The 26183-nt window shown below is 68.6% G+C and carries 27 protein-coding genes; 10 read left to right on the forward strand and 17 right to left on the reverse strand.

Going from position 1 to position 26183, the window contains the following annotated elements; genetic code table 11:
- Positions 1-12 precede the first annotated feature (12 nt).
- Complete coding sequence (locus LDL49_RS25305; protein ID WP_225294014.1) at positions 13-1032, forward strand: adenosine deaminase; 1020 nt, start codon at positions 13-15, stop codon at positions 1030-1032.
- Positions 1033-1065: 33 nt separating this feature from the next.
- Here the strand turns inward: LDL49_RS25305 and LDL49_RS25310 are convergent, their stop codons facing one another.
- Both LDL49_RS25310 and LDL49_RS25315 read right to left on the reverse strand, forming a co-directional pair.
- Positions 1066-1980 carry a hypothetical protein gene (locus LDL49_RS25310; protein WP_225294016.1) on the reverse strand — a complete coding sequence of 305 codons (915 nt, stop codon included), beginning with the start codon at positions 1978-1980 and terminating at the stop codon, positions 1066-1068.
- On the reverse strand, positions 1967-2524 hold the full coding sequence (locus LDL49_RS25315) for an RNA polymerase sigma factor (protein WP_225294018.1): 558 nt from the start codon (positions 2522-2524) through the stop codon (positions 1967-1969). The genes LDL49_RS25310 and LDL49_RS25315 overlap by 14 nt, the downstream gene beginning before the upstream one ends.
- 108 nt (positions 2525-2632) lie before the next feature.
- Here LDL49_RS25315 and LDL49_RS25320 point away from each other — a divergent pair, with 108 nt between their 5' ends.
- Entirely contained in the window at positions 2633-3370 is a 738-nt protein-coding gene (locus LDL49_RS25320) for a class I SAM-dependent methyltransferase (protein ID WP_225294021.1), read from the forward strand.
- Between the two features lie 265 nt (positions 3371-3635).
- Here LDL49_RS25320 and LDL49_RS25325 read toward each other — a convergent pair whose 3' ends face one another.
- The 5 genes from LDL49_RS25325 to LDL49_RS25345 all read right to left on the reverse strand — a co-directional run bounded on the left by LDL49_RS25325 (position 3636) and on the right by LDL49_RS25345 (position 10061).
- A complete protein-coding gene (locus LDL49_RS25325) occupies positions 3636-4520 on the reverse strand; it encodes a carbohydrate ABC transporter permease (RefSeq protein ID WP_225294023.1) in 885 nt (294 codons plus the stop codon).
- The gene (locus LDL49_RS25330) at positions 4520-5404 is read right to left on the reverse strand and encodes a carbohydrate ABC transporter permease (protein ID WP_225294025.1); all 885 of its coding nucleotides are present in this window, start codon (positions 5402-5404) and stop codon (positions 4520-4522) included. Before LDL49_RS25330 ends, LDL49_RS25325 begins: the two co-directional genes overlap by 1 nt.
- 70 nt (positions 5405-5474) lie before the next feature.
- On the reverse strand, positions 5475-6746 hold the full coding sequence (locus LDL49_RS25335; protein ID WP_225294027.1) for an extracellular solute-binding protein: 1272 nt from the start codon (positions 6744-6746) through the stop codon (positions 5475-5477).
- A gap of 188 nt (positions 6747-6934) precedes the next feature.
- Positions 6935-8797, reverse strand: a complete 1863-nt coding sequence (locus tag LDL49_RS25340) for an acyl-CoA dehydrogenase family protein (protein WP_225294029.1) — start codon at positions 8795-8797, stop codon at positions 6935-6937.
- A gap of 100 nt (positions 8798-8897) precedes the next feature.
- Positions 8898-10061, reverse strand: a complete 1164-nt coding sequence (locus tag LDL49_RS25345; protein ID WP_225294031.1) for an APC family permease — start codon at positions 10059-10061, stop codon at positions 8898-8900.
- Between the two features lie 92 nt (positions 10062-10153).
- Here LDL49_RS25345 and LDL49_RS25350 point away from each other — a divergent pair, with 92 nt between their 5' ends.
- Positions 10154-10627, forward strand: a complete 474-nt coding sequence (locus LDL49_RS25350) for an Lrp/AsnC family transcriptional regulator (protein ID WP_225294033.1) — start codon at positions 10154-10156, stop codon at positions 10625-10627.
- On the opposite strand, the gene LDL49_RS25355 is transcribed toward LDL49_RS25350, so the two are convergent.
- From LDL49_RS25355 to LDL49_RS25370, 4 genes are all read right to left on the reverse strand, one after another.
- Positions 10616-11266 (reverse strand): response regulator, encoded by a 651-nt coding sequence (locus LDL49_RS25355; RefSeq protein ID WP_225294035.1) that lies wholly within the window; start codon positions 11264-11266, stop codon positions 10616-10618. The genes LDL49_RS25350 and LDL49_RS25355 overlap by 12 nt on opposite strands.
- Positions 11263-12249, reverse strand: a complete 987-nt coding sequence (locus LDL49_RS25360) for a sensor histidine kinase (RefSeq protein WP_225294037.1) — start codon at positions 12247-12249, stop codon at positions 11263-11265. Before LDL49_RS25360 ends, LDL49_RS25355 begins: the two co-directional genes overlap by 4 nt.
- Positions 12246-13721, reverse strand: coding sequence for a serine hydrolase domain-containing protein (locus LDL49_RS25365; protein WP_225294039.1), 1476 nt, complete (start codon positions 13719-13721; stop codon positions 12246-12248). Before LDL49_RS25365 ends, LDL49_RS25360 begins: the two co-directional genes overlap by 4 nt.
- Positions 13722-13868: 147 nt before the next feature.
- Complete coding sequence (locus tag LDL49_RS25370; RefSeq protein ID WP_443689884.1) at positions 13869-14456, reverse strand: RNA 2'-phosphotransferase; 588 nt, start codon at positions 14454-14456, stop codon at positions 13869-13871.
- 63 nt (positions 14457-14519) lie between these two features.
- On the opposite strand from LDL49_RS25370, the gene LDL49_RS25375 reads away from it, so the two are divergent.
- The 6 genes from LDL49_RS25375 to LDL49_RS25400 all read left to right on the forward strand — a co-directional run bounded on the left by LDL49_RS25375 (position 14520) and on the right by LDL49_RS25400 (position 18244).
- A complete protein-coding gene (locus LDL49_RS25375) occupies positions 14520-14954 on the forward strand; it encodes a hypothetical protein (RefSeq protein WP_225294041.1) in 435 nt (144 codons plus the stop codon).
- On the forward strand, positions 14951-15562 hold the full coding sequence (locus tag LDL49_RS25380; RefSeq protein WP_225294043.1) for a TetR/AcrR family transcriptional regulator: 612 nt from the start codon (positions 14951-14953) through the stop codon (positions 15560-15562). The genes LDL49_RS25375 and LDL49_RS25380 overlap by 4 nt, the downstream gene beginning before the upstream one ends.
- Before the next feature lie 103 nt (positions 15563-15665).
- A complete protein-coding gene (locus LDL49_RS25385) occupies positions 15666-16598 on the forward strand; it encodes an RpnC/YadD family protein (protein ID WP_225294044.1) in 933 nt (310 codons plus the stop codon).
- A 101-nt stretch (positions 16599-16699) separates the two neighbouring features.
- Positions 16700-17080 (forward strand): S41 family peptidase, encoded by a 381-nt coding sequence (locus LDL49_RS25390; protein ID WP_225294046.1) that lies wholly within the window; start codon positions 16700-16702, stop codon positions 17078-17080.
- Complete coding sequence (locus tag LDL49_RS25395; protein WP_263655525.1) at positions 17077-17385, forward strand: S41 family peptidase; 309 nt, start codon at positions 17077-17079, stop codon at positions 17383-17385. The genes LDL49_RS25390 and LDL49_RS25395 overlap by 4 nt, the downstream gene beginning before the upstream one ends.
- Positions 17386-17824: 439 nt before the next feature.
- Positions 17825-18244 (forward strand): hypothetical protein, encoded by a 420-nt coding sequence (locus LDL49_RS25400; RefSeq protein ID WP_225294048.1) that lies wholly within the window; start codon positions 17825-17827, stop codon positions 18242-18244.
- A 569-nt stretch (positions 18245-18813) separates the two neighbouring features.
- On the opposite strand, the gene LDL49_RS25405 is transcribed toward LDL49_RS25400, so the two are convergent.
- From LDL49_RS25405 to LDL49_RS25430, 6 genes are all read right to left on the reverse strand, one after another.
- Entirely contained in the window at positions 18814-19959 is a 1146-nt protein-coding gene (locus LDL49_RS25405; RefSeq protein WP_225294050.1) for an acetyl-CoA C-acetyltransferase, read from the reverse strand.
- A gap of 71 nt (positions 19960-20030) precedes the next feature.
- Positions 20031-20912: a hypothetical protein gene (locus tag LDL49_RS25410; protein WP_225294052.1), complete on the reverse strand. Its 882-nt coding sequence runs from the start codon at positions 20910-20912 to the stop codon at positions 20031-20033.
- 24 nt (positions 20913-20936) lie between these two features.
- Positions 20937-21695, reverse strand: coding sequence for a class F sortase (locus LDL49_RS58465; protein ID WP_225294054.1), 759 nt, complete (start codon positions 21693-21695; stop codon positions 20937-20939).
- Positions 21696-21700: 5 nt separating this feature from the next.
- Positions 21701-22558 carry a hypothetical protein gene (locus LDL49_RS25420; RefSeq protein WP_225294056.1) on the reverse strand — a complete coding sequence of 286 codons (858 nt, stop codon included), beginning with the start codon at positions 22556-22558 and terminating at the stop codon, positions 21701-21703.
- Between the two features lie 133 nt (positions 22559-22691).
- Positions 22692-23468 (reverse strand): class F sortase, encoded by a 777-nt coding sequence (locus LDL49_RS25425; protein WP_225294058.1) that lies wholly within the window; start codon positions 23466-23468, stop codon positions 22692-22694.
- Complete coding sequence (locus LDL49_RS25430) at positions 23465-24826, reverse strand: hypothetical protein (protein WP_225294060.1); 1362 nt, start codon at positions 24824-24826, stop codon at positions 23465-23467. Before LDL49_RS25430 ends, LDL49_RS25425 begins: the two co-directional genes overlap by 4 nt.
- Positions 24827-24987: 161 nt before the next feature.
- Here LDL49_RS25430 and LDL49_RS25435 point away from each other — a divergent pair, with 161 nt between their 5' ends.
- Positions 24988-26133, forward strand: a complete 1146-nt coding sequence (locus LDL49_RS25435) for an acyl-CoA dehydrogenase family protein (protein WP_225294062.1) — start codon at positions 24988-24990, stop codon at positions 26131-26133.
- Positions 26134-26183 lie beyond the last annotated feature (50 nt).

The following is a 26183-nucleotide window of genomic DNA, read 5'->3' on the forward strand; positions in this document are numbered from 1 at the left end:
CAAGATATGGAAATGCCACGCCCGCTTGACCAGCTTCCCAAGGCTCACCTGCACCTGCACTTCACCGGCTCGATGCGGCATTCGACGCTGATCGAACTGGCTCGCGAGCAGGGCCTGCACCTGCCCGACGCGCTGGAGCAGGATTGGCCGCCCCAGCTGCGCGCCACCGATGAGCGTGGGTGGTTCAGGTTCCAGCGCCTGTACGACATCGCCAGGTCGGTGCTGTGGCGGCCGGAGCACGTCTACCGCCTGGTGCGGGAGACGGCCGAGGACGAGGCGGCGGCCGGGTCGCGGTGGCTGGAGATCCAGGTGGACCCGTCGGGGTTCGCGCCACGGTTCGGCGGGTTGACAGCGACGCTGGAGCTCATGCTGGACGCCGCCGCCCAGGCCGCCGTCCTGGCCGACATCGGGATCGCGGTGGTCGTGGCGGCCAACCGCACCAAGCACCCGCTCGACGCGAACACGCTGGCCAGGCTCGCGGTCCAATACCAGGGCAAGGGGGTCGTCGGATTCGGGTTGTCGAACGACGAGCGGCGCGGCGCGGCCAGGGAGTTCGAGCGGGCCTTCCGCATCGCCAAGCGCGCGGGGCTGCTGGCCGTACCTCATGGGGGTGAGCTGCTCGGGCCGCGCAGCGTCGCACAGTGCGTGGACGACCTGCACGCGGACCGCGTCGGACACGGGGTGCGGGCGGCGGAGGACCCGTGGCTGATGGAGCGGCTGGCCGAGCGGCAGATCTGCTGCGAGGTGTGCCCGACCTCGAACGTGGGCCTGGGCGTCGCCGAGCGGGTGGCGGACGTGCCGTTGCGCAGGCTGTTCGAGGCGGGGGTGCCGATCGCGCTGGGGGCCGACGATCCGTTGCTGTTCGGGGCGCGGTTGTTGCGGCAGTACGAGCTGGCGCGGGAGGTCTATGGCTTTCGCGATGAGGAGATCGCCGAGCTGGCGCGGCAGTCGATCAGGGCGTCCACGGCGCCCGAGGGGGTCCGCAAGGAGCTGCTGAAGGAGATCGACGACTGGCTGGCCCTGCCGGAGTGACTGTCTCTGCCGGGGTGAGGCCGTGTGGGGCGGCTACTGGAGCAGCGTGGCGGCTATCTCGGCGGCGCGCTCCTTGGTGCCGGCTCCTTCCAGGCGGTAGCCGACTGTGCCGGACTGCCAGATGAGAGTGGCCTGGGCCTGGCGCAGTGGGACAGACGTGCCGTCCTGGCGCTTGAGGTAACCGAGCGGATGCTCGCCGCCGAGCCACCAGGCGGTGACGCCTCCAACCGGGACGTCCTCGGGCCAGGGTGGGCCCACGCTCTTGAAGAAGTACGGGCTGAGCGTGCCGTCGAACTGGTCCAGCCGGATGCCGCCCTGCCAGAACATCGACGCCACCCGGCCGTTGTCGCTCACCGTCGCGCGCTGGGGAGTGCCCAGCGCGGTGGGGGTCTTGACGGGGAACCGCACCTGGGTGGACAGGTCCGCCGGGGCCACCGCGTGCTCGCCCGGCAGGGGCGTGGGGGTGGTGACCGGCTCGGGGGTGGACTCCCCCAGGCGTAGCTCGATGCCGGCGTAGTGGAGGATCGCGCGCACGGCGGCGCGGCCCTGCGGGGTGGCGGCGGTGATGGCTATGACGGCCAGGATGATGGCCGTCACGATCCGCCATCTCGCCCGCCGCCTGCGTTGCGCCGGAGGCCGCCGCTCATCGTCCCGCCGACCCGGCGCCGGGGGATGCCGCCTGGCGCCGGGCACATCGGGCGCCTCAGGAGGCGCCTCAGGGGCCGCCTCTGGCGTCGCAGGCGTGTCGGAGGGCTCAGGCGCGTCAGGAGTCGCGGAAGTCTCGCGAGTCGCAGGCGTGTCGGAGATCGCAGGCGTGTCGCGGGTGGGCTCCAGGCGGGCGCGGACGGCTGACGCCACGTCGTTCGGCGGTGGGTAGGGGACGTCGAGGAAGTCGGCGAGGGCCGTGAGTTCGGCGGCCAGGTCGTCGAACGGGTCATGCGAGCTCATTGCCCACCTCCTCCCTGAGCCGCGCGAGGCCGCGATGGGTGCTGGACTTGACGGTGCCGAGTGGCCAGTCGAGCACCTGGGCGGTTTCCGCCTCCGTCAGCTGTAAGAAGTACCGGCAGACGACGGCCTGGCGTTCCCGCTCCGGCAGGTGGCGTACCGCCTCCAGCAGCCGGGCGCGCCGGTCCGTGGCGACGGCCGAGCCCTCGGGGTCGTCGGGGGCCTTGATCTCGGCCGTGGCGCTGAGTCGTACGGCGAGCTCGGATCTGCGCCCGCGCGACCGGGTCAGGTTGTGCGTCTCGTTGGCCACGATCCGCAGCAGCCACGGCCGGAAGGGGGCGTCCCTGCGGAAGGTCGACAGGTGCCTGAACGCCTTGACGAACGCTTCCTGCACCACATCCTCGGCCTCGTCCCCCGCCCCGAGCATGGCGGCGGTGCGGTGGGCGAGCGCGCTGTAGCGGGCGACCAGCGCCTCGTAGGCGGACAGGTCGCCGGCGAGGGAGCGGCCGATGGCCTCGTCGTCGTCCATGAACGAGTCAGATTTCACCGCATCAGAGGGGGTTCAGGGAAGGGCGTTTGACCCATCAGGTGACCATCGGCGCTGCTGGGGCATTAGACTCGCACAAATCCATGAGCCCTTCGAAGGAACGGCACTATGTCTTCTGGGTATGACCGTGTAGTACAACCGGCGGCCGGTGACGAGGCCCTGGAGAACCACCTGGGTGGGGACGAGGCCAAGAACTATCGGCAGTACGAGTTCGACATGGTCGCCCCGCATGTCGGCCGTTCGATGCTGGAGATCGGCTCCGGGCTGGGCCATTTCGCCGAGCAGTTCCTGCCGCGCCTCGACCGCCTCGTGGTGAGCGACTTCGACCCCTACTGCGTCGAGCAGCTCGGCAAGCGCTTCGAGGGGCGCGACGACATCAGCGTGCTGCAGTTCGGGCTGCCGACCGAGATCCCGCTTGAGGACAAGGTCGACACGGTCGTGCTGATGAACGTCCTCGAGCACATCGAGGAGGACGCCGAGGCGCTCCGTTCGCTCGCCCGGGTCACGCAGCCCGGCGGCCGGATCATCATCTGGGTGCCCGGCTACATGCAGCTTTATGGAGACTTCGACCGCAAGGTCGGGCACGTCCAGCGCTACACCCCCAAGACCCTGGGCGCGACGGTCGCCAAGGCGGGGCTGGAGCCCGAGGTGCTGAAGCCGATCAACTTCCTGGGCGGCATCGCCTGGTGGGCCGCCGTCCGCCGGGGTGGCGTGGGCTATCCGGACCCGCGACTCGTGAAGATCTACGACCGGACGGTGGTTCCGGCCACGCGCCTCATCGAGCGCTTCATCCGGCCGCCCTTCGGCCAGACGGTCTTCTGCGTCGCCCGTGTGCCTGCTGCCTAGCGTCGGTGACCCGCCCGTCTCGATCCCTGTGACGGTCCGTCGCGGCTGGTGTCCTTTTGGAGGGATACCCCCTTCGGGGGAGAGGCAGAAGACGGTCCGTCGTGGCTGGGATTCCTTCGGAGGGATCCCCTCGGAGGAGCAGACGAAGATGGTCCGTCGCGGATAGTGGTCTGAAAACCGCCTCAGCCGCCACCGGCGAGCGGGGCGGCTGAGGGGCCCGGGCCGGTGGAGGAGGGGCCCGGGCGAGGGTGGCTGGTTTCGTCGGCTACTTGATGGAGCCCGCTGTCAGGCCGCCTACCACCTTTCGCTCGATCAGAGCGAACAGGATGATCACCGGGATGGTGGCGATCACCGAGCCGGCGAAGAGGTTCTGCCAGTCCACCTGGTATTGGCCGATGAACGAGTTGAGCGCCACCGTCAGCGGCTGGTTCGCCGGTGTCGTGGTCAGCGTCAGCGCCACCACGAACTCGTTCCACGCGGCGATGAAGGTGAAGATCAGCGCGGTGATGACCCCGGGCATGGCCAGCGGCAGCGTGATCCGGAACAACGCCCCGAACCGCCCGTTGCCGTCGATGAACGCCGCCTCCTCCAGCTCGCGCGGGATCGAGGAGAAGTACGCGTTCAGGATCCACACCGCGAACGCCAGGTTGAACCCGCCGTTGACCAGGATCAGCGACCAGATCGAGTCCACCAGCCCGAACTGGAAGAATTCCCGGTAGATGCCGACCAGCATGGCCGTCGGCTGGAACATCTGGGTGATCAGCACCAGGATCAGGAACGCCGTGCGCCCCCTGAAGTTGTGCCTGGCCGAGTAGTACGCGGCCGGCAGCGCCACCAGCAGCACCAGAATGGTGGAACCCGCCGCCACCTTGAGCGTGACCATGAGGTTGCCGGCCAGGCCGCTGGTCCAGAAGTTGGTCAGGTTCGACCACTCCCACTGCGACGGGAAGAACGTCACGTCGCGCAGCGTCTCCTGGGGACGCAGCGAGGTCAGCAGCATCACCAGGTACGGGAACAGGAAGACGAACGCGATCACGTACGCGCTGCCCGCGACGATCACCGTCTTGAGCCTGGGCAGGCGGCGCGCGGCGGGGCGGGGCGGCTTGGCGTGGTGGTGGGTGGACAGCGTCGGCGCCGTCTTGACGGCCATCACGCCACCTCCTTGTTCCAGCGGGACACCCGGAGGAAGATCGCGGTCAGGATGATCACCATGCCGAAGTTGACGACCGACATGGCGGCGGACTCGCCGATGTTGGAGCCCTTGAGGATGAACATCAGGATCGTCGAGGTCGCCGTCGAGTATCCGGGCTGACCGTGCGTCATGGCCCAGATGATCGGGAAGCTGTTGAAGACGTTCATGACGTTGATCAGCGCGGCGACCGTGAGGGCGGGCCGCAGCAGCGGCAGCGTGATCGACCAGTACGTCCGCAGCCGGGTGGCGCCGTCCATTTTGGCCGCCTCGTAGACGTCGTTGGGGATGGTCGCCAGACCGGCCAGCAGCGCGTACGTGGTGAACGGCACCGACACGAACACCGCCACGAACACCAGCCACGGCATCGCCGTCGAGGCGTCGCCGAGCTGGTCGGCCGAGGCGCCGCCCATCGCGTCGATCAGGCCGAGCTTGAGCCTGATCTGGTTGATGACGCCGACCTCCGGGTCGAGCATCCACTTGAAGATGATCGCCGTCATCAGCACCGAGGCCGCCCACGGCGCGATCAGCGCCCAGCGGGCGATCTTGCGGCCGGGGAAGCGCTGGTTGAACAGCTGGGCCAGGGCCAGCGAGATCAGCACGGTGAGGGCGACGACCGCGACCACCCAGATGACGCTGCGGACCATGATGTCCGCGAAGTCCTTCTCACCGAACAGCTTCTCGTAGTTCGCCACGCCGTTCCCGCCCTGGACCACGCCGAACCGGCTGATCTTCAGGAACGACGAGCGGATCATCTCGTAGACCGGCCAGAGCACGACCACCGCGATCAGCACAACAGCAGGCCCGACCCAGGCCAGGGGCTCCAGGATGCGCAACCTTTTCATGCGGAACCTTCCGTGACGGTACGGCCGGCGCTCTGGACGCGAAGCGCCGGCCGTACGGGCCCCCGACTGATCAGCCGGCGTCGGCGGTCTTCTGGAGTTCGCCGAGCACCTTGGCCGGGTCGTCCTTGACGGCCCCGCCGATGGTCTGCTTGATCTGCGGGTTCACCTCGGCCCACTTCGGGTCCTGGAACGGGTAGAAGCTGGCGTTGGGCAGCGCGTCGAGGAACGGCTTGAGCTTCTCGTCGCCCGACAGCTTCTTGATGCCGCCGTTGGTCACGGGCAGCAGCTTGTAGGTGTCGCTGATCTTCTGCGCGGCGCTGCCGGTGTAGAAGAAGTCGAAGAACTTCTTGATCTCGGCGGCGTGGCCGTTCTTGTTGAACGCCATGATCCAGTCCATGACGCCGAGCGTGGTGTCGAGCGGGCCGGACTTGCCGGGGATCGGCGCGACGCCGTAGTTCTTCAGCCCGGCCGCGTCGAAGATCGGGATGGACATCGGGCCGCCGTTGACCATGCCGACCTTGCCGGCGCCGAAGTCCTCCCAGACCGTCTTGCGGTCCTTGGTGCCCGGGTTCGGGGTGGTCAGGCCGGCGTTGACCAGGCCCTTCACGTAGTTGAACGTCTCGACGTTCTGCGGGGAGTTGATCGCCCACTTGCCGGAGGCGTCCTTGTAGCCGCCGCCGTTGCCGAGCATCCACAGGAAGGACTCGGCCTGCGCCTCCTCCTGTCCGAGCGGCAGGCCGAAGGGCTGGCTGACGCCGGCCTTCTTCAGCTTCTCGGCGTCCGCCTTGAGCTCGTCCCAGGTCTTGGGCGGCTCGGCGATGCCGGCCTTCTGGAACAGGTCCTTGTTGTAGAACAGGGCGCGGGCGGAGGACACGAACGGGATGCCGTACGCGGCGCCGTCGACCTTGCCAAAGTCGGCGAACTTCTGCAGCATGTCGCTGGAGACGTTCGGCGACAGGACCTCGTCGACCTTGTAGAGGAGCTGGTCCTTGACGAAGCCGGAGTAGTCGCCGGTCTGCAGGATGTCGGGCACCTGGCCGTTCTGGACCATGGTGGCGACCTGCTTGTCGATGTCGTTCCAGTTGATGACCTGGACCTCGACCTTGATGTTCGGGTTGGCCGCCTGGAACTCGTCCACGACGCCCTTCCAGAACGTCTCACCGGAGTTCGGCTTGCCGGGGCCGTCACCGTAGTCGGCGGCGACCATCTTGAGCGTCACCGGGCCGCCGGCCGAGGACTTCTGGTCACCCGCACCGCTCGTGCCGGTGCCTCCTCCTGAGCCACAGCTGGACAGGACCAGCACGGTCGCCAGGCCGAGAGCCGCACCGCCCACAAGTTTCATGTTCACCGAAAGTACCGCCTTCTCATTCGGACGGGTCTCGCTGGTCCGTACCAGCCACCGGTGCGTGAGTCACAGCTCAACGCGTTTGCGTCAGAGTAAGCCTCTATTCTCAGTCTGGTCTATACCGGTTGGTCTCGGTTTGAAAACACTAGGCCGCCAGAAACCTCACAACCGGTCTAGACCGCGCGTCAGAGGATCTTTCTCCGCACGCTCTCCCCGCCCTGCGGCGATCCGATCCACGGCCCGTCGATGGACGGGTCCAGAATGCCCTCCTCGACGAAGGTGTAGCGGCCTTCGAGCACGTAGCGGGCCAGCCGGGTGTCCTGGGTGTCACTGTTGTCCCAGAGCTTGGCGAACAGTGCCTCCGCCCGCCGCCGCGCCTGATGGCAGAACGTGTCCGCCAGCTCGTACGGCCGGCGGCCCAGGTCACGGGCGTCCTCCTCGGCCTTGACGCAGACCGCGGTGATGGCGAACAGCTCCGCCCCGATGTCGATGATCCGGCCGAGGAAGGACTGCTTGTGTTCGAGCCGCCCCTGCCAGCGGGACATCCCGTAGAAGGTGGACCGGGCCAGCTTCCTGCTGGTCCGCTCGACGAAGCGCAGGTGGGCGGCCAGCGGCCCGAACGCGGCGTAGGCGGCGGGCAGGTTGCCGCTGCCCGCGACCAGGGTCGGCAGCCAGCGGGCGTAGAAGCGGCCGGCCTGCCGAAGTGCCTGCGCGCGTTCCTTCCTGGAGGCGTCGGGGTTGATGAGCTCCCCGGCCGCCGACAGATGGGCGTCGACCGCCTCGCGGGTGATCAGCAGCCGCATGATCTCGGAGGAGCCCTCGAAGATCCGGTTGATCCGCGAGTCGCGCAGCATCTGCTCGACCGGGACCCCGCGCTCGCCCCGCGCGGCCAGCGACTCGGCGGTCTCGTAGCCGCGACCGCCCCTGATCTGGAGCAGCTCGTCGAGCACCTGGTAGGACAGCTCGGAGGCGTAGAGCTTGGCCAGCGCGGCCTCGATCCTGATGTCGTTGCGCTGGTCGTCGGCCATGCGGCTGGTCAGCTCGCAGACGGCCTCCAGGGCGTAGGCGGTGGCCGCGATGAAGGCGATCTTCGTGGCGACGGCCTCGTGCTCACCGACCTTGCGGCCCCACTGCACGCGGGCGTTGCCCCACTCACGGGCGATCTTCACCGCCCACTTGGCGTTGCCCGCGCAGGTGGCGGGCAGCGACAGGCGCCCGGTGTTGAGCGTGGTGAGGGCGATCTTCAGCCCTTCGCCCTCACGCCCGATGAGATTCTTGGCCGGCACTCTGACCTGCGCGAACTCGGTGACACCGTTCTCGATGCCCCTGAGCCCCATGAAGGCGTTGCGCCTCTTCACCGTGATGCCGGGCGAGTCGGCCTCGACCACGAACGCGCTGATCTTCTTGCCGGTACGGGCCATGACCACGAGCAGGTCGGCGACCACGCCGTTCGTCGTCCACAGCTTGACGCCGTCGAGCACGTAGTCGTCGCCGTCCCGGACGGCGGTCGTGGACAGCCGCGCCGGGTCAGAACCTACGTCCGGCTCCGTCAGCAGGAACGCCGACACCTCGCCGCGCGCGCACCTCGGCAGGTACTCCCGCTTCTGCTCCTCGGTGCCGAACAGCTTGAGCGGCTGCGGCACCCCGATCGACTGATGCGCCGACAGCAGCGTCGCCAGCGCCGGGCAGTACGACCCGACAAGCATGAGCGCGCGGCAGTAGTACAGGTAGGGCAGGCCCAGCCCGCCGTACTCCTCGCTGATCGTGATCCCGAACGCCCCGAGCTTGCCGAGCCCCTTGACCACCTCGTCGGGCACCTGCGCGGTCCGCTCGATCTCGGCGGGATCGACGTGCGCGTCGAGGTACCGCCGGACGGCCCTGACGAAATCCTCTCCGCGCTTGGCCGCCTCCTCGGCCAGCGTGGGGGCCGGGTGGACCAGGTCCAGGCGGAGATCTCCCAGGAACAACTGCTTCGCGAAGCTCGGACGGGTCCACTCCTTCTCGCGGGCCTGCTCGCCGAGCTCTCTCGCCTTTGCGTAGTCGGTCATCGCGTCCCTCTTCCGGTCGGTGAGGGGTCTCTTTCCCTTTCTTGTACGACAAGCGCGGGTTGCCCGCCACCCGCCGCACCCGGTTTCGGGCTTCCAGTCGTTACGGCTTTGCCGCCGGCAGGGCTATCAACGACAGTGCCGCCGGTACTGCTAGATATGTGCCGCAGCAGGCCAGGGCTATGCATGACAGGGCAGTTGCCGCGATGGCCGTGTTGCGCGGCCTGCCCGGCGGCAGGATGCGGACGGCCGCCGCCACGCCTGCCGTGGTCACCGCGGCCAGGCAGGCCGAGGTGGCTCTCATGAGGGTGTCGAGGTCCGCCGGCAGCAGCATGATCACGGCGGTCAGGACCGCCAGGAGGGCCAGGCTGCGATGGGGGGTTCGGCCCTTCGCGAACCAGGGCGGCAGGGATCCACTCCCGGCCATGGACACGCCCAGGCGGGCGGCGCCGGCTATGTAGGTGTTGATGGCGCCGAAGGTGAGGGCTATGGCCGCAACGGTGATGATCGGACCGGCCGCGGCGCCGATGCCGGTCGCCAGCAGGGCGGACAGCGGCGCCGCTCGGCCCAGGACGGCGATCGAGGTGATGGAGACGCTGAGGTAGAGGACGGAGATCACGATCAGGGTCACCGTGGTGGCCCTCCTGATGTCGGTGATCTCCGCCGACAGGTGGGTGGCGGCCTCCCAGCCGACGAAGGCGAAGAAGAGCACTCCGGCCGCGGAGATCACGCCCGCCATGCCGTACGGGGCGAACGGGGTGAAGTTGGCGGCACTGGCGTGCGGCGCGGCGGTGACGACGGCCGTCGCGAGGAGCGCGATCAGCAGGAGCACCATGGCCACCTGCAGCCGTCCCGAGGTGCCCAGGCCCGCGGCGTTGGCGAGGAAGGCGGCGACGAGCAGGATGGCGGCGACGACGGTCTTGTCCACGCCCAGGGCGGCGGCGACGTATACCGCGCCCACCTGCGCGCCGGCCACGATGCCGATGGGGACGGCGCCGTAGAACCACCAGCCGACCACCGCGGCGGCCCGACCGCCGAACGCCAGGCCGGTGAAGGCCGCCACGCCGCCGCCGTTCGGGTAGTGGGCGCCGAGCGTGGCGAAGGTGATCGCCACCGGGGCACTCAGCGCCAGCAGGGCCACCCAGGCCAGGATCGACGCCGGGCCCGCGGCCTCCGCGGCCAGCTGGGGCAGCACCAGCATGCCCGGTCCGAGTACCCCGCCCAGCAACATCGCCGTGCCTTGACCGGCACTCAGGCGACCCTTCATCTGTTGCGACATATCCGCAGAAATTAGCCGGATGCGTGCCGTGAAAAGCCTTCTGGCGAACGTTTGACTGGTTCTGGCGACATAATGCCGCCGTGGATGAACTTGATTCGGGAATCATTCGGCTTCTTCAAACGGATGCGCGGCAATCGAACCGGGAACTGGCCAGACAGCTGGGCGTCGCCCCGTCCACCTGTCTGGAACGCGTCCGCGCCCTCACCCGGCGCGGCGTCATCCGCGGCTACCACGCCGATATCGCCCCGGCGGCACTGAACCGCAGCGTCCAGGCGCTCGTCTCGGTCCAGGTCCGCCCGCTGAGCAGGACCGTCATCGAGACGTTCAAGCAGTCGGCGGCCGAGCAGCCTGAGGTGCTGAGCGTGTTCGTCCTGGCGGGCGGGGACGACTTCCTGCTGCACGTGGCGGTCCAGGACCTGGACCATCTGCACGCCTTCCTGCTCGACCGGCTGAGCAAGCGGCGGGAGATCGCCGGGTTCCGTACGTCGGTCATCTTCCAGCAGGTGCACAACACCGCGCCGAGCCTGCTGCCGTACGACGATTCAGCTCACTAGCCCCGCCTCGTAGGCGATGATCGCGGCCTGGACGCGGTTGTTCACCTCCAGGCGCAGGAGGATGGCGCTGACGTGGGCCTTGACCGTGCCTTCCGACACGAACAGCTCGCGGCCGATGTCCTGGTTGGACAGGCCGCGGCCGATGAGGGCCAGCACGTCGCGTTCGCGGGGGGTGAGGGATTCCATCCGTTTGCGGGCGGTGGTGGTCCGCGAAAGCCTGCCGTCGCTCAGCTCGGCGATGACCTGCTGGGCGATGCGGGGCGACAGGTACGCCGCGCCGCCCGCGACCGCCCGGACACCGATGATCAGCTCGCGGGGGTCGGCGGCCTTGAGCAGGAAGCCGCCCGCGCCTTCCGCGAGCGCCCTGGCCACGTACTCGCGCTCGTCGAACGTGGTCAGCATGACCACCGCCACCTCCGGAAGCGCGGCGCGCAGCTCGGCCGCGGCGGACAGGCCGTCCAGGCGGGGCATGCGGATGTCGAGCATCGCCACGTCCGGGCGGTGCGCCAGGGCCAGCTCGACGGCCTCCCTGCCGTCGGCGGCCTCGGCGACGATCTCGATGCCCGCGTCGGTGGCCAAGATCGACTTCACCCCGGCCCGGACCATGGGCTCGTCGTCGGCCAGCAGCACCCGGATCATCCGCTCTCCCCTGTGTCTTTCGGCCACGGCAACCAGGCCGTGACGGTGAATCCCGTTCCATGAGGGCCGGCCTCCAACGTGCCGCCCAGCAGCCGTACGCGTTCGCGCAGGCTCGCCAGCCCGGTCCCACCGCCACCTGTGGACTGCGCTTCGGTGAGCGAGGGTGCGTTGGTGACCGTGACGGCGACCGTGTCGGCGTGGCGTTCGATGGTGACACGGACCTCGGCGCCGGGCGCGTACCGGGCGGCGTTGGTCAGGGACTCCTGCGTCACGCGGTGCGCGGCCCGGTCCAGCAGCGGCGGCAGTACCGCCGAGCGCTCGTCCCGGTGCAGGGTCACCGCCATGCCGGCCCGCCCGGCCCGTTCCACCAGCGTCTCTATCGACTCGTCCGGCGGGTCCGTGGGGGCGCCGCCCGAGTCCCGCAGCAGCCCGACGGTACGGCGCAGCCGGTCGGTCGCCGTGACCGCCGAGGCCCGCAGCTGGGCGGCCGCCTCCCGGTTGGTCTCGTTCATGTCGGCCGCCAGTTCCAAGGCCCCGGCCCGCAGCGCGATCAGCGCCAGCTCGTGCCCGAGCGAGTCGTGCATGTCGGCGGCGATGCGGGCGCGTTCCCGCAGTTTGACGCGTTCGGCGGTGTACTGCTGCTCCCGCTCCAGTTGGCCGACCCGCTGCCGGCCCGCCTCGACCAGCTCCGCCTGCTGCCGCCGGAAGCGCCCCGCCAGCCAGGGCAGCACCGCGAACAGCGCCATGGCCATCAGCGCGCCCACCCCGTCCCAGAGGCTCACCCCCAGCTCCACGACACCGGGTATCGCCACCGCGCCCAGGACCAGCCAGGCCCGGCGTACCGGAAGATGCCTGCCGTGCAGGTAGGCGACCACGGCGATGACCGCGAACAGCAACTGCCGCCAGGTCGGGATGTCGTCGAGGTACAGCCCGTTGGCCAGGCTGATCCCCGCGACCACCGCCAGAATCGCGCCGTTTCTCACGTACCAGACCTTATCGACCCCGACGGGATGACCTGCGGAATCGTGTCGGCCTTGCGCTCCCGCAGCCGGACGATCCGCATCGCCGCCGTAGCCACTCCCGCCAGCGCCGCGACCGACAGGGTGATCGTCAACGGTACGGCGAAGTAGGTGAGCTGGGCCCAGGTGATCGTCCGCCCGTTCGAGATGAACGAGATCAGGTCTGGATACGCCGCCAGCACCGCGGCCGGCAGCAGCACCGGCACCATCCGCAGCGCGATCCGCCACCCGGGACGCCCGGCCCGCCCGGCCGCCCAGCGTCGTGACCGCCACACGCCCAGGATGCCCAGCCCTATGGCGGCCAGCCCGATGAGGCCCAGCACCAGCTCGAACGTCTGCCGATCACCACCCGGCACTTCCGGCGTCCGCCCCTGGGTCATCGCGAAGAGACCCGTGGCGACGGCGTACGTGTCGTCGGTGAGGGTCGCGCTGTTGGCCATGACCGCGAAGCCGTAGCCGGTCTCAGGGGAGATCGCCTCGACGGCGGTGTAGGTGAACAGGTTGCCGGAGTGCACGAGCAGCTTGGTGTCGCTGTCGGGCGCCCAGCCCATGCCATAGTCGCTGACCTTGGATGAGGTGTGCATGGTCCGCAGGCTTTGGGGGGTGACGAGCGATTTGCCCTTGCCGTTCTGGCTGACCAGCCAGGCGCCCATGTCGGCGGCGGTCGTGATGACCCCGCCGGAGCCGCTGCCGTCGAGGAACCCGGGCATTTCGGGGCGCGCCAGCCAAGCGCCGAACACCGAGTTGTAGCCGTCCGACGGCCGGACCACGTCACTCCGCAGGGCGCTGTGGGCCATGCCGAGGGGGGCGAAGACGTGCTGCTTCAGGTAGTCGTCGAAGCTCTGCCCGCTCGCGACCTCGACCAGGCGGGCGGCCAGATCGTAGTTGGCGTTGCAGTACGCCCAGTGGGTGCCGGGGTCGGTGGCGAGCGCGCCGGTCTTGAGCCCGTCCACGTACTGGGCGAGGGAGGTGGTCTCCTCCAGGGCGTTGATGTCGAGCGTCGTGTCGGACAGGCCGGAGGTCTGGTTGAGCAGCTGACGTACGGTGATCGCCGCGCCGCGCGGGTCCGCCAGCTGGAAGCCGGGCAGCTGCTTGGCGACGGGCTCGTCCAGCTTGATCTTGCCCGTATCGACCAGCGTCATCACGGCCATGGCGGTGAACGACTTGCTGAGGGAGGCGACGCGCATGGGGGTGTCGGCGGTGACGGGCTTGCCGTCGGAGCCCTGGCCGTAGCCGGCGGCATGGATCACTTGGTCGTTGTGGGTGACCACGACGGACATGCCCGGCAGCCCGGTGGACTCCATGACCTTGTCGAGGTAGGCGTCGATGGCGGCCGGGGTCGGCTCCGCCTGTTCGGCCGAGGCGGTGGCGGGGGCGGTCAGCGCGGTGGTCAGCGCCACTGCCGCCGCCAGGATGCCGATGAGCTTGCGTTTCATAGGGATGACACTAGAAATCGGCGGACCGGAAAAGATCTGCCGACCGTCCAGGACCACCCCTGACGAAAGTCTGACGTCAGTCGGGAACCGTCGTAGGCGAACCGTCAGTCGGGGAACCGTCGTAGGCGAACCGTCGTAGGCGAACCGTCAGCCGGGGAAGCCGAGATACGTCGGTGGCACCTCGTCCACGAGCCATACCCCGTTGGCGCTGACCCGGAACTCGTGTCCCGCCTCGTGCATCGCCCCGGCGTTCACCGGCAGGACCACCGGCCTGCCCCGCCGCGCCCCCACCCGCGTCGCCGTCTCGCGGTCGGGCGACAGGTGGACGTGGTGGCGGTTCATCGGCCGCAGTCCCTCGGCCCGGATCGCGGGCAGGCTCTTCGCCACCGTGCCGTGGTACAGGTACGCGGGCGGCGCCGCCACCGGCAGATCCAGGTCGACCTCGATGGAATGCCCCTGGTTCGCCCGGATCCTGCGGTTCTCAAGGGCGAACCGCTGCTTGTCGTTGCCTGCCACGACCCGCTGCAGATCGGCCGGGTCGATCGGGAACCCATGGGAGGCGGCGGCCCGGAGGAAGACGTCGACGTCCACCCAGCCGTGCTCGTCCAGCTCGATCCCGATCCGCTGGGGTTCGTGACGCAGGTGCTTGGCCAGGTATTTGGAGATCCGCACCATACGCCGGTCGTCCATCATCCCCCGAGCATGTCGCAGCGGCCCGATCTCCGGCAACCCCATTGCGTCTATTTTGTGTACGACGTAAGCTTACAACGTACTCAAAATCAGCAGGAGGTAGCTGCCATGACCACCACCATCGCGATCATCGTCCCGTTCGTCTGGCTCGGCTGGCTCGTCGTGACCGAGTGGGTGCCGATGTTCCCGCTGAACGACCTCCGGCCAGGAAACGTCGGACAGCGCGTGCTCGCGGCGTGCATCAACTACCCATTTCCGTTATTGATCGCGGCCGGTGTCGCACTGCACCAGACCTGGTCACTGCTCGCCGCCACCACACTCTGCGTGGTCATAGTCGCCGGCCACCTGTGGAACTGGTGGCTCCCCTACTTCGGCACCGGCACCGCCGCGCAACGGGAGACGTACCAGCGCGAGTACGGCCGGACGCTCAAGATCCTGCCGACGGAGGGACATGACGTGGTGATCGACGTTCAGCACCTGGTGGTGGGCGCTCTGTCCCTGCTCATGCTGGCCACCACACTGATCGCTACGCTGACCGGATGAACGAGCCCGCACCCCGGCGCGGCAGGGGACGCCCGGCCGTCCTGACCCGCGAACGGATCGTGGCCGCGGCCATCGAGATACTGGACGCCGAGGGGCTCGACGCGCTCACCATGCGCCGCCTCGGCACCCGGCTCGGGGTCGCGGCCATGTCCCTGTATCGCCACCTGCCGAACCGGGACGCGGTGCTCGCCGCAGCGGTCGACCACCTGTTCGCCGAGGCGGTGATCGACCTGGACGCCGCCACGCCGTGGCCCGAGGCGCTGGCCCGGTTCGCGGATTCCTACCGGCGGATGCTGCTCGGCCATCCGCACGCCGTACCCCTGCTGGCCACCCACCCGGTGGACATCGACCTGGGCCTGGAACTGCTGGCCGGGCTACTGGACCGCTTCGAGGCAGCGGGAATCCCACGCCAGGCCGCGCTCACCGCCATCCAGTCGGTAGCCGTCTATGTCCTAGGCCACGCTTTGGCCCAGGTCGGCACCCCACCGGGCACCCGGCCGGCGGCGGAAGGCGACGCGGCCGCGGTGGCGTTCTATGACCAGTGGTTCGAGGCGGGGTTGCGGGCCATGGTGGCGGGGTTCGAGCGAGAACTCGGCCAAGGACATTGACCACGAACTCGGACCAGCGGCGGGACTCCATACCGAAGATGCGCGCACCTAAGGCACGTGAATAGCCATCACTTTCTGTACTTGAGCTGTAACAATGAGTGCCATGCCGTCCCTCCGACATGACACCCTCATCAAGCTGTTCGCCGACCGCCCTCAACTGGCGGTGGAGATCCTGCGTGACTTCCTGGGAGCGGACCTGCCCGCCACCCCGCTGATCCGGCGGGAGACGAGCACCTTCAACACCCGCCCTTCCGACGACATCGAGGCCGACCTGGTCCTCGTGCTGGGCCCACCGCAAACGCCCGCCCACGCCATCATCGTGGAGATCCAGCAGGACAAGTCCAAGGCACCCCGGCAGCTCGCCCGCTACGCCGCCGCCCTGTGGCTCATGCTGGGCTGCGACGTCTCAGTCCTGGTCATCTGCCCCGACCGCAACGTCGCCACCCACTACGCACAGCCGATCGAGTCCGGGCTGACCGGATACCGCCTGCGACCCTGGGTGCTGGGGCCGGACGGCATCCCGGCCATAACCGACCCCCAAGAGGCCGCCGCTCACCTGGACCTGGCGGCCCTGTCGGTCATGGTCCACGGCCGCGACCGCAAGGTCATCGAGGCGTTCACCGCTGCGCTGCCGGACGCGACCGACGAACACGCTCCGGATTACTATGAATACGCATTCAACATGTCCGCGCCCGAGATCCGCAACCTCATGGAGGAGATCATGAAGTCCGCGTCCACCAAATGGCCGGTCTACAGCCCCTTCGCCCGCGAGCACTTCGGCCGCGGCAAAGCAGAAGGCATGGCCGAAGGCGAGACAAAGGGTCGGACGGAGGGCCGAACGGAGGGCCGAACGGAGGGCAAAGCGGAAGAGGCAGCCAGATCGGTGCTGCTCGTGCTCGCCGCCCGCGGCTTCAACGTTCCCGACGACATTCACACCCAGATCACCACCTGCACAGACCTCGCCCAACTCGAAACCTGGCTCACCCGCGCGGCCACCGCCCAGGCCCTCCAAGATCTGTTCAACGAACCAAGCTGACAGCGCCCTAAGACCTCGGCGACGACCACGCCGACTGGATCCACGGCGTCAAGCAGCCGCCGGACTACTACGACGGCTACGGCCTGGGTCTCGAGGCGAACGTGGACGCTTCGCAGGCGGACGGCAACCTCGGCGTCGCCGTACCGCCGCTGTTCGTCACGACCGTGCTGGGTGGCGCGGCACGGGCCGCAGGGCTGCGCCCAGGCGACATCATCGAATCGATCAACGAATCGGCGCCCTTCATCGACGGCCGGGCCACTCCCGCGATCACCGCCCTCTACCCGCGGTATCCGGAAGCGCGCCCGGTCCGGCTGCGGCTCCTGCGGCAAGGCACCGGACGCCGCTGGAGCGTGACGCTTCAGCCCGGCCTTTTCCAGCGGGACCTGGCCGCCCTGCAAGTGGTGCGTTCGAAGCTGCTGGACGACGACAACGCCTACGATCTCGAACCGACGACACCGTCGGGCTGCTCAACCTGCCACTGACGGTACTCACCGACCGCGGCTGCGCCTCGGCGTGCGAGCAGTTCGGCTCCGCGGTCAAGGATCTGCGCATCGGCCGGTTGGTCGGCACCAGGACCACCGGTGTCGTCTCCGGCCCGGCTCAGGCGTACCTGCTCGCCGACAACACCCTGCTGAGCTTTCCCGCCGAACACCACCTGGGGCACAACCGCGAGGTCATCGACCGGATCGGCGTGCCGCCCGACCACTACGTGCCCCTGACCCCGCAGGACACGGCCGCCGGACGCGACCCCGCCCTGGCCAAGGCCCTGACCCTGCTGCACAAGTGAAGGGACCTCTCCATGAGACAGACCCTGGCAGTCGCCGCGGGACTGGCCGTCCTCGCCGCGTCCGCCTGCTCCGCACCCGCGCCGCCCCGATCCGACGCCGTGTCCGCCGCGCCGGCCGGGCCTGCCACCCTGCCCGCCCCCACCGGGCCTCACTCGGTCGGCACCACCGCCCTGTACCTGAAGGACACCTCCCGCCCCGACCCCTGGAATCTCGACGCCGAAGCCAGAGAGGTCAAGGTCACGCTGTGGTACCCGACCAAGCAGCGCGACGGGCAGCGGGCTCGGTACATGACACCCAAGGAATCGGAGCTCCTCCTGAAAGGCACCCTGATTGCGAGCGCGCCGGACGACACGCTGAGCAAGACCCGCACGAACGCCATCCCGCTCCCGCATCGCCATGGTCGGCCAGTCGATCGGTGGGTCGAGCGCCATGGCGACCATGCTCGAAGACCCTCGAGTGCGGGCCGGGATCGACATGGACGGCACCGCGTACGCCCGGATTCCCAAGAGCGGGTTCTCCCGGCCGTTCATGTTCCTGGGTTCGGCGCAGCACGTCTCCGGAGGTCCCGCCCCCACGTGGGACCGCGACTGGAAGCTGCTCTACGGATGGAAGCGCTGGATCGTGCTGACAGGCACCGAACACCAGTCCTTCACGGACACTCCGCTGCTGTCGGACGCCCTCGGCATCAAACCCCTGCCCGGCGGCCTGCCGGCGGCGCGCACCGCCGAACTCACCCGCACCTACGTGGCGGCCTTCCTCGACCACCACCTGAAGTCACAGCGGCAGCCCCTGCTGGACAAGCCGTCCTCGCGCTACCCCGAGGCCAAGTTCTGCCCTGCGGCCTGCGCTCATTCCTGAGGTCCGGAGGAGTGAGCCCCGACCTATGCTTGGAGGTTTGGGCGTCGGCGCGCGCGGGTGTCGGTGGGCGCATAGAGCGACGGGCCCGCACGAAACGCGCACGAATAAATCGGTTGCGGCGCGCGCCAGGCGACGCATAGGGTCAGTGACATGCGCTTTTACCTGTGATTCGTTGGGGATGCCAATACCCCGGCCACTCGGCCCCGCCCGGCGGTGTGTATGCCCGCCGACCTCGTCCAAGACGCGGCAGCTGAGCTTGTCGACCGGCCCTGGCCGCGTCGTGAATTACGTAAAGGAGCTTCCTCATGCGAGTTCGTTCAGGCAAGAAGAAACACGGTAAGAACCTCCCAGGACAGGACACCCCGCCAGTTCCCCGGCAGATGCCGAGGATGCCGCAGCGGCCCATCGCGCCGCCCAGGCGCATCCCGTCCAAGGGACGCTAGTCCACTACCGGGATGGTAGTAAGTGCGGCGCGCGACCCAACGCCATGGGCGCGCCGCACACAACCCGCGGTGCCCCGGTCCCTCGTTCGAGGGGCCGGGGCACCGTCGCTTTACCGACCGGCAGCGTCAGAGGCGCTCGATGATGGTGACGTTGGCCTGGCCGCCGCCCTCGCACATCGTCTGGAGGCCGTACCTGCCGCCCGTACGCTCCAGCTCGTGCAGCAGCTTGGTCATCAGGATCGCCCCCGTACCGCCCAGCGGGTGGCCCAGGGCGATGGCGCCGCCGTTGGGGTTGACGGTGGCCGGGTCGGCGCCGAGCTCCTTCATCCAGGCCAGCGGCACCGGCGCGAAGGCCTCGTTGATCTCGGTGACGGCGATGTCGTCGATCGACATGCCGGCCTTGTCCAGTGCCCGCCGCGTCGCCGGGATCGGCGCCGTCAGCATGTACACCGGGTCGTCACCCATGAGCGCCAGCTGGTGGATGCGGGCGCGCGGGGTCAGCCCGTGGTCCTTCACGGCCTGCGCCGAGGCGATCAGCACCGCGCCCGAGCCGTCGGAGATCTGCGACGCGGTGGCGGCGGTGATCTGGCCGTCCTCCTTGAGCGTCTTCAGTCCGGCCATCTTCTCCAGCGTCGTGTCCGCGCGGGGCCCCTCGTCGTCGGAGACGTCGTTGATGGGCGCGATCTGGTCCTTGAAGTAGCCGTTGGCGATGGCCTTGGCGGCCCGCTGGTGGGATTCGAAGGCGTACCGCTCCAGCTCGTCGCGCTTCAAGCCCCATTTCTCGCACATCAGCTCCGCGCCGCGGAACTGCGAGATCTCCTGCTTTCCATACCGTTCAACCCACATGTCGCCGAACGGGAACGGCATGCCCTTCTCCAGCGCGGCCGTGATCGACGAGCCCATGGGGACGATGCTCATCGACTCGACGCCGGCCGCCACGACCAGGTCCTGGGTGCCGGACATGACGCCCTGCGCCGCGAAGTGGATCGACTGCTGCGAGGAGCCGCACTGCCGGTCGATGGTGACACCGGCCGTGGTCTCGGGCAGTCCCGCCGAGAGCCAGGCATTTCGCGCGATGTCCATGCTCTGGGGGCCGAACTGCATGACGCACCCCATGATGACGTCCTCCACCGCGGTGGGGTCGACGCCGGTGCGGTCGATCAGCGCCTTCAGCGTGTGAGCGGCCAGGTCAGTGGGGTGGACGGTGGAAAGGCCGCCCTTCTTCTTGCCGACCGGGGTGCGGACCGCCCCGACGATGTACGCCTCTGCCACAGTGCCTCCTGAAACCGAGCATTGTTCGGTTATTAGGGAGAGACTACAACAGAACGATGCTCTACGCCCCGTCACCCCGGGGGCAGAAGGTCCTCCACCGCGTCGATCCGGAACCGCCACCGGTCCACGATCAGCCCGTTCAGCGCGTCAGCCAGACGCAGCGCGAGCGCGCCGACCTTCTCGGGGTCGTCGCCGCGCAGCTCGATCGCGGTCAGCTCGGTGGCGAAGGGCAGGAGCTCCTGTACGGCGGGCGGACGGCCCTTCTCCGGGACCACCAGGACCCGTATGTCGCCGACCGTGTAGAGGAAATCGTCCGGCTTGATGTCGTCGCCTGGATCAACGGCAACTTCGGCGACCGCTTCAGCCTCGGTGTCGGCAGGCGCGTCAGCTTCAGCTTCGGTTTCGGCCTCGACTTCCGCGTCGACGGTCGCACCCGTACCGGCCTCTGTGGTCGTGGCGTCGGCAGGGGTGGCGTCCTCGGGCGCGGTGTCCGTAGCGCTGTCGTCGCTATCGGCCTCGTCACCTATGTCTGCCTTGGGGGCGCCGTCGAGGGCGCTCAGCACCGCCCGCAGGTCGTCCGCCGTCGGACGTTCCGGAAGGATCACCGCTGGACCGCCACGGTCGCTGTCGGCGGGATCGGTCACCTCGCCCCTGCACACGGCCAGCCCGCCGAGGCGGAAGGCGATCCCCTCGGCCAGGTAGCGGTCGAAGTAGTCGAACGGCAGCGGGCCCTCCGCCACCACCCGGCAGGCCCACACCTGTTCCAGCACGCCGCCCACCAGCTCGGGCTCGGCCTCGACCGGGGCGTGCACCCGGACGTCCACCGCCACGATGTCGGCGCCGTCCTCGCGGGCGTCCGGGTCTGCCAGCCGTACCAGTCGCAGGAGATCTGCCTGACTCGGTTTGGCGGGCAGCGCCGCCGTCGGGCCAGTACGCAGTCTCCGCTTAGCCATCCAGCCCATGACGCGCCTCCGCGTTCAGCCTCGATAGGAGCTTGTCATCGTCGCATAGACGATGATGTTGTCGGTGTAATGACCGATGCTGCGGTTGTACGTGCCACCGCAGGTGATGAGGTGGAGCTGGGCGTTGGCGTTGGCCTGGTTGCCGTAGACGCGCTGGGTGGGGAACGTCTTCTTGCTCGCCTGCTCGACGCCGCCGACGGTGAACACCGCGGTCGTACGGTCCTGCCGCTTGACCTCGATGGTGTCGCCGTTGCGGATCTCGTACAGGCGGCTGAAGACGGCACTGCGCGTCCGGGTGTCCTTGTGCCCGAGCATCACGGCCGGACCGGCTTCGCCGGGGGTGGACATGTTGCGGTACCAGCCGACCAGGTTGGGGTTGTCGGCCGCCGGCACCTGGATCGTCCCGTCCTTGGCGAGCCCGAGGGACTCGACCGGCGCGTTGATCCCCAGCCGCTTGATCACGATCCGCTGCGGCGTGGACGGCAGCATCGGGGGCGCCGGATCCGGCAGCGGCAGCGGCGGCGGCACCGTTGGGGCGGCCTTGAACAGGGCCTGCGCCGGCTGTCCCGTCGTCTTGCCGTCGGGCTGCACGGTGACGGGCAGCGTGTCCCGCTGGCTGGCCAGGCCGTACTCCTCGGGTGAACGGAGCACGATCAGCAGCCCGGCCACCACGGTCACCACCCCGGCCACGGCGGCGAGGATCAGCACCGACCTGAGTACGGTGCTGCCCCTGTCCTGCGGCGGCTCGCCCCCATAGGGGTACTGTCCGGCCACCTCGATCAGCCTCTGGTGGCGGAACGGCGACGCATCACGAGTCCTCCAACGCCGGCGGCGAGTATCAGTGCGGATCCGGTCAGCACGAACATCCTGCCGTCGGGACCCATGTCACCGCCACCACCTGTGTCGGCTCCGGCCTTGGGCGTCTTGGAGCTCTTGGTGGTGGTCTTCGTCGCGTGGGGCGTTTTGGTGACGGTGATGGTGTGCGTCTTGGTGGGCTTGGGGGTGGGAGTGGGTGTCGGCGTGGGGGTGGGGGTGGTGCTCGGGGTGTTGCTGCCGGTCGGGGTGCCCGTGGGGGTGGTGCTTCCGGTCGCGACGACGAGGTTCATGGACGGCCCGCCGGAGGTTCCGGGCTGGCAGGTGTACCAGGTGGTGCCGTTCACTTTCAGCGCGAAATTGCCGCCCTTGATCGCGACCGTCCCGGTGGCGGTCGGTTTCAGCACCAGCGCCATCGTGGGCAGCGGCATCGGCGAGCCCGATGAAACGGCCGTGAACGGAGTGGCGGTCGCCCCCACAGACACCGGCGTCGACGGAATCGGGCTTCCGCTGGGGCTGACGGTGCCTTCAGCGACGACCGTGCTGTTGGCTGTGATCTGCGCGGTTGCCATCAACTGACTCGGGGTGGCTGTGGGCTGCTGGATATCCCAAGCGACTGTCACAGTGGCACTGGGCGTGATCGCCACAGCTGGAGTCTTCAGTTCCATCCGGAACGGGTAGCTGGTGCCGTTGCACGAATAGGTCACCTCAACGGGTGTGGCCATCGCGGCCATCGCCGGCACGACCCAGAAGATACCCGCACCCGCTAAGGCCAGGCCAGATGCCTTGAGGGCGAGGCGGTGCCTCGCCTTGGAGGTCAGCACTGTCCTTCTCCGTTTCAGCGCAGTATCAACAGGCGTACCAGAATCCCAGCCGTTGGTCACGGTTAGGTAGCGATGATACGAACTGTCCCTGTGAAGTTCGCGTAAACCCTACAAGCAAGCACTTGCCCGCCGTTCACCCCTTCTTCTTGGACAGGGTGGCGTACACGATGATGTTGTCCGTGTAACTGTGGGCCGTCTTGTTGAAGACGCCCCCGCAAGTGATCAGCCTGAGCTGCGCGTTCTTCGTGTTCCCGTACACCCGGGCCGTCGGGAACGAGGACTTGCTGACCTGCTCGACCCCACTCACCGTGAACCGCGTCACCTTTTTGTCCGACCGGTACACGTAGATCTGGTCCCCCTTGGCCACCTCGGAGAGCCGGTAGAACACCGCCGCGCCCTTCTTTGTGCTCACGTGACCGTTGATCACCGCGGGGCCCACCTCGCCCGGGACCGGCGAGAACTTGTACCAGCCCGTGAGGCCGGGCTTCGTCAGCGGCGGCGTCGTGAGGTTGCCCTTGAGGTCGACGGTGACCGAGCCGATCGTGGCGTTGACCTTGATCTTGGGGATCTTGATGCGGACCGGCGCCGCCTTCTTGGCCTTGGTCTTGGCCGGCGGGATCGGCGCGACGACCGGGGCGGCGGCCAGCGGGGGCGGCGCGTCGAGGCGGGCGGGGGTGAGCGGCACGTTCTTGCCGCCGGGGCCCACGGTCGGTGGCAGGACGAAGGCGCCCGCCGCGTTCTGGATCTGGACCGTGTCGCCCGGCTGCGCCTGCGGTCCGGGACCCGAGCCGTCGTCCACGGGCGGCGCCAGCGACAGCAGGCCGACCATGATGGCGCCCACCCCGCCCAGCGACCCGGCGATCAGCAGCCCGGGAAGTGCCCTGTTCAGCAGTGGCTTCTGCTCGGTCATGACTCAACTCCTCCGGCGTGCTCGGCCTTGCGCCGCCGTAGCAGCAGCCCTCCTGTGGCGCTGCCCATCAGCAGCATCGAACCGCCCGCGATCAGCCCGTACGACCCGCCGCCCGGCGGCTCGGGCGCCTCACCGGAGTCGACCCCGCCCTTGGGTGTCTTGAGGACCTGCGCCTTGACGTACGTGGTCTTGGTCGTGGTCGGTTTGGGGGTCGCCGTGCTCGTACTGGTGTGTACGCTCCCCGGCACCACGCTCACCAGGCCGTCGTTCGTCCCCGGCGGGTTGTTGTGCGGGAGCGTGGGGGTGGGTGTGGTCGGGCCCGGGGTCGGCGAGCCGGTGGGACCGGTCGGGGTGGGCGTGGTCACGGTGGGGGTCGGCGAGGTGGGGGTCGGCGAGGTGGGTGTGGCGCCGGGCACCGTCACCTCGATGGCTCCGGGGTCGTTCTGGAGCGCGCACGTGGCCTGGTCGTGGATGGGCGGTTCGTCCAGGTTGGCGGTTCGCACCCGGAAGGCGTCCACGTTGGCGACCTTGGCCTCGGTGTTGGTGATCTCGATCGTGTGAGGTCCGTAAGCGAGCACCGGTGACTCCCAGAGGTCCTCCTGGGCCCTGGAGCCGGTCATCTCGCTGCCGTCGCGGTCCTTGCTCGGCTTGACCAGCCCATCGGTCACGGTGTCGCCGTCGAGGAGCACGCGCACGTCGCCGAGGTCCCGATCCCGCCGGGCGATGTAGGCGACCTGCGTGCCGACGAAGGACAGCTTCGCGCTCTCGCCCTGCTGGTCGGTCGTGTGCAGGTCGTAGAGGTAGTCGCCGAACTCCTTCTCGGTGTTGATCCGATGCCAGCCACTGGAGTAGGTGATGCTCTTGTGGTTGTTGATCATCACCTCGCCCTCGGCGGGCTGGAACCTGACAGCCAACGCGCCCGGCCTGACCCGGATGGTGCCTGGCCGCTTCACCAGGCCCGCGTCCGACAGTCCGTCGGGGAGCACCAGCTGGTCGCCGGGCACCAGTTCGTCCTGGTCCTTGCTGCCCTTCGGGCGGAGCTGACCGTTCCAGGCGCCGGTGATGTCGACCACGCCCTCGAGGTTCAGCGTCGACCCGGCCTCGAAGAAGCCCGGCGAACCGAACCGGCGAGTGCCCTGATACTTCAGCGCCCAGCCGACATCCAGCATGCCGCCCTCGGTGAGCCGGGGCGTGATCGTGGCCTCCAGCTGCACGCTCGACCCGGCGACACCACCCGTGCAGAGATACTTCGCGACGAGCGAAGACTCCGCCGACCCCGGGGTGGATAACACCACGAACGCGGCTGACGCCGCGATGCCGACCGATGCGGCGGTGATCGCCTTACTCCACCGATTCACGGCACACTCCGATCAACACAGTAGGCCGAAGGTCGATCTTAAGGTCGATATCCACCGAACACCGCAACTACCGGCACTTGTGATGAACCCGTGTCCGCCCCCGCAACCGGCAACAGAATCGTATTCTGTCCAGCACGACCACCCCCCTTTGGAGGCGACTGATGCGGCGAGACCTCTTCGACGAGGAGCACCTGCTCTTCCAGGAGACCGTGCGCGAGTTCATGGCCCGTGAAGTCGTGCCACACCACGGCCAGTGGGAAAAGGACGGCATCGTCCCGCGTGATGTGTGGAAGAAGGCCGGGGAGGTCGGCCTGTTCGGTTTCTCCGTCCCCGAGGAGTACGGCGGCGCCGGTGTCACCGACTTCCGGTTCAACGCGGTCATCGTCGAGGAGATCATCCGGCACGGCGCGTCAGGGCTCGGGTTCGGGCTGCACAACGACATCATGGCGCCGTACCTCGTCGATCTGACCGATGAGGAGCAGAAGCGGCGCTGGCTGCCCGGGTTCGTCAGTGGCGAGCTCGTCACGGCGATCGGGATGACCGAGCCGGGCGCCGGGAGCGACCTGCAGGGGGTCAGGACGACCGCGGTCCGCGAAGGCGATCACTATGTGGTCAACGGGCAGAAGACGTTCATCACGAACGGGATCAACGCCGACCTCGTCGTGGTGGTCGCCAAGACCGATCCCGCGGGCGGCGCGCGTGGCACCACGCTGCTGGTCGTCGAGCGGGGCATGGAGGGGTTCGGGCGGGGGCGCAACCTCGACAAGATCGGGATGAAGGCGCAGGACACGGCCGAGCTGTTCTTCGAGAACGTCCGCGTCCCTGTGGCCAACCGGCTCGGCGCCGAAGAGGGCCAGGGCTTCTTCCAGCTCATGAACAACCTGCCGCAGGAGCGGCTGTCCATCGCGGTGGCGGCGGTCGCGGCGGCGGAGACGGTGCTGGAGCAGACCGTCGAGTACTGCAAGTCCCGTCAGGCTTTTGGACGAAATATCGGGTCGTTTCAGAACACGCGGTTCGTCCTGGCGGAGCTGGCCACCGAGACGGAGATCGCCCGCCACTACGTGGACAAGTGCATCCGGGCGCTCAACGCCAAGGAACTGACCGTGGTCGACGCCGCCAAGGCCAAGTGGTGGACCACCGAGCTCCAGAACAAGGTCATCGACCGCTGCCTCCAGTTGCACGGCGGCTACGGCTACATGATGGAGTACCCGGTCGCCAAGGCGTGGATCGACAGCCGCGTCCAGACCATCTACGGCGGCACCACCGAGATCATGAAGGAGATCATCGGAAGGTCCTTCGGGTTCTAGAACCCCGACGAATGACGCCCTCCGACCGAGGAGGGCGTCTTCGTCCGTGG

It is taken from the genome of Nonomuraea aurantiaca (assembly GCF_020215705.1).
Taxonomy (GTDB): domain Bacteria; phylum Actinomycetota; class Actinomycetes; order Streptosporangiales; family Streptosporangiaceae; genus Nonomuraea; species Nonomuraea aurantiaca.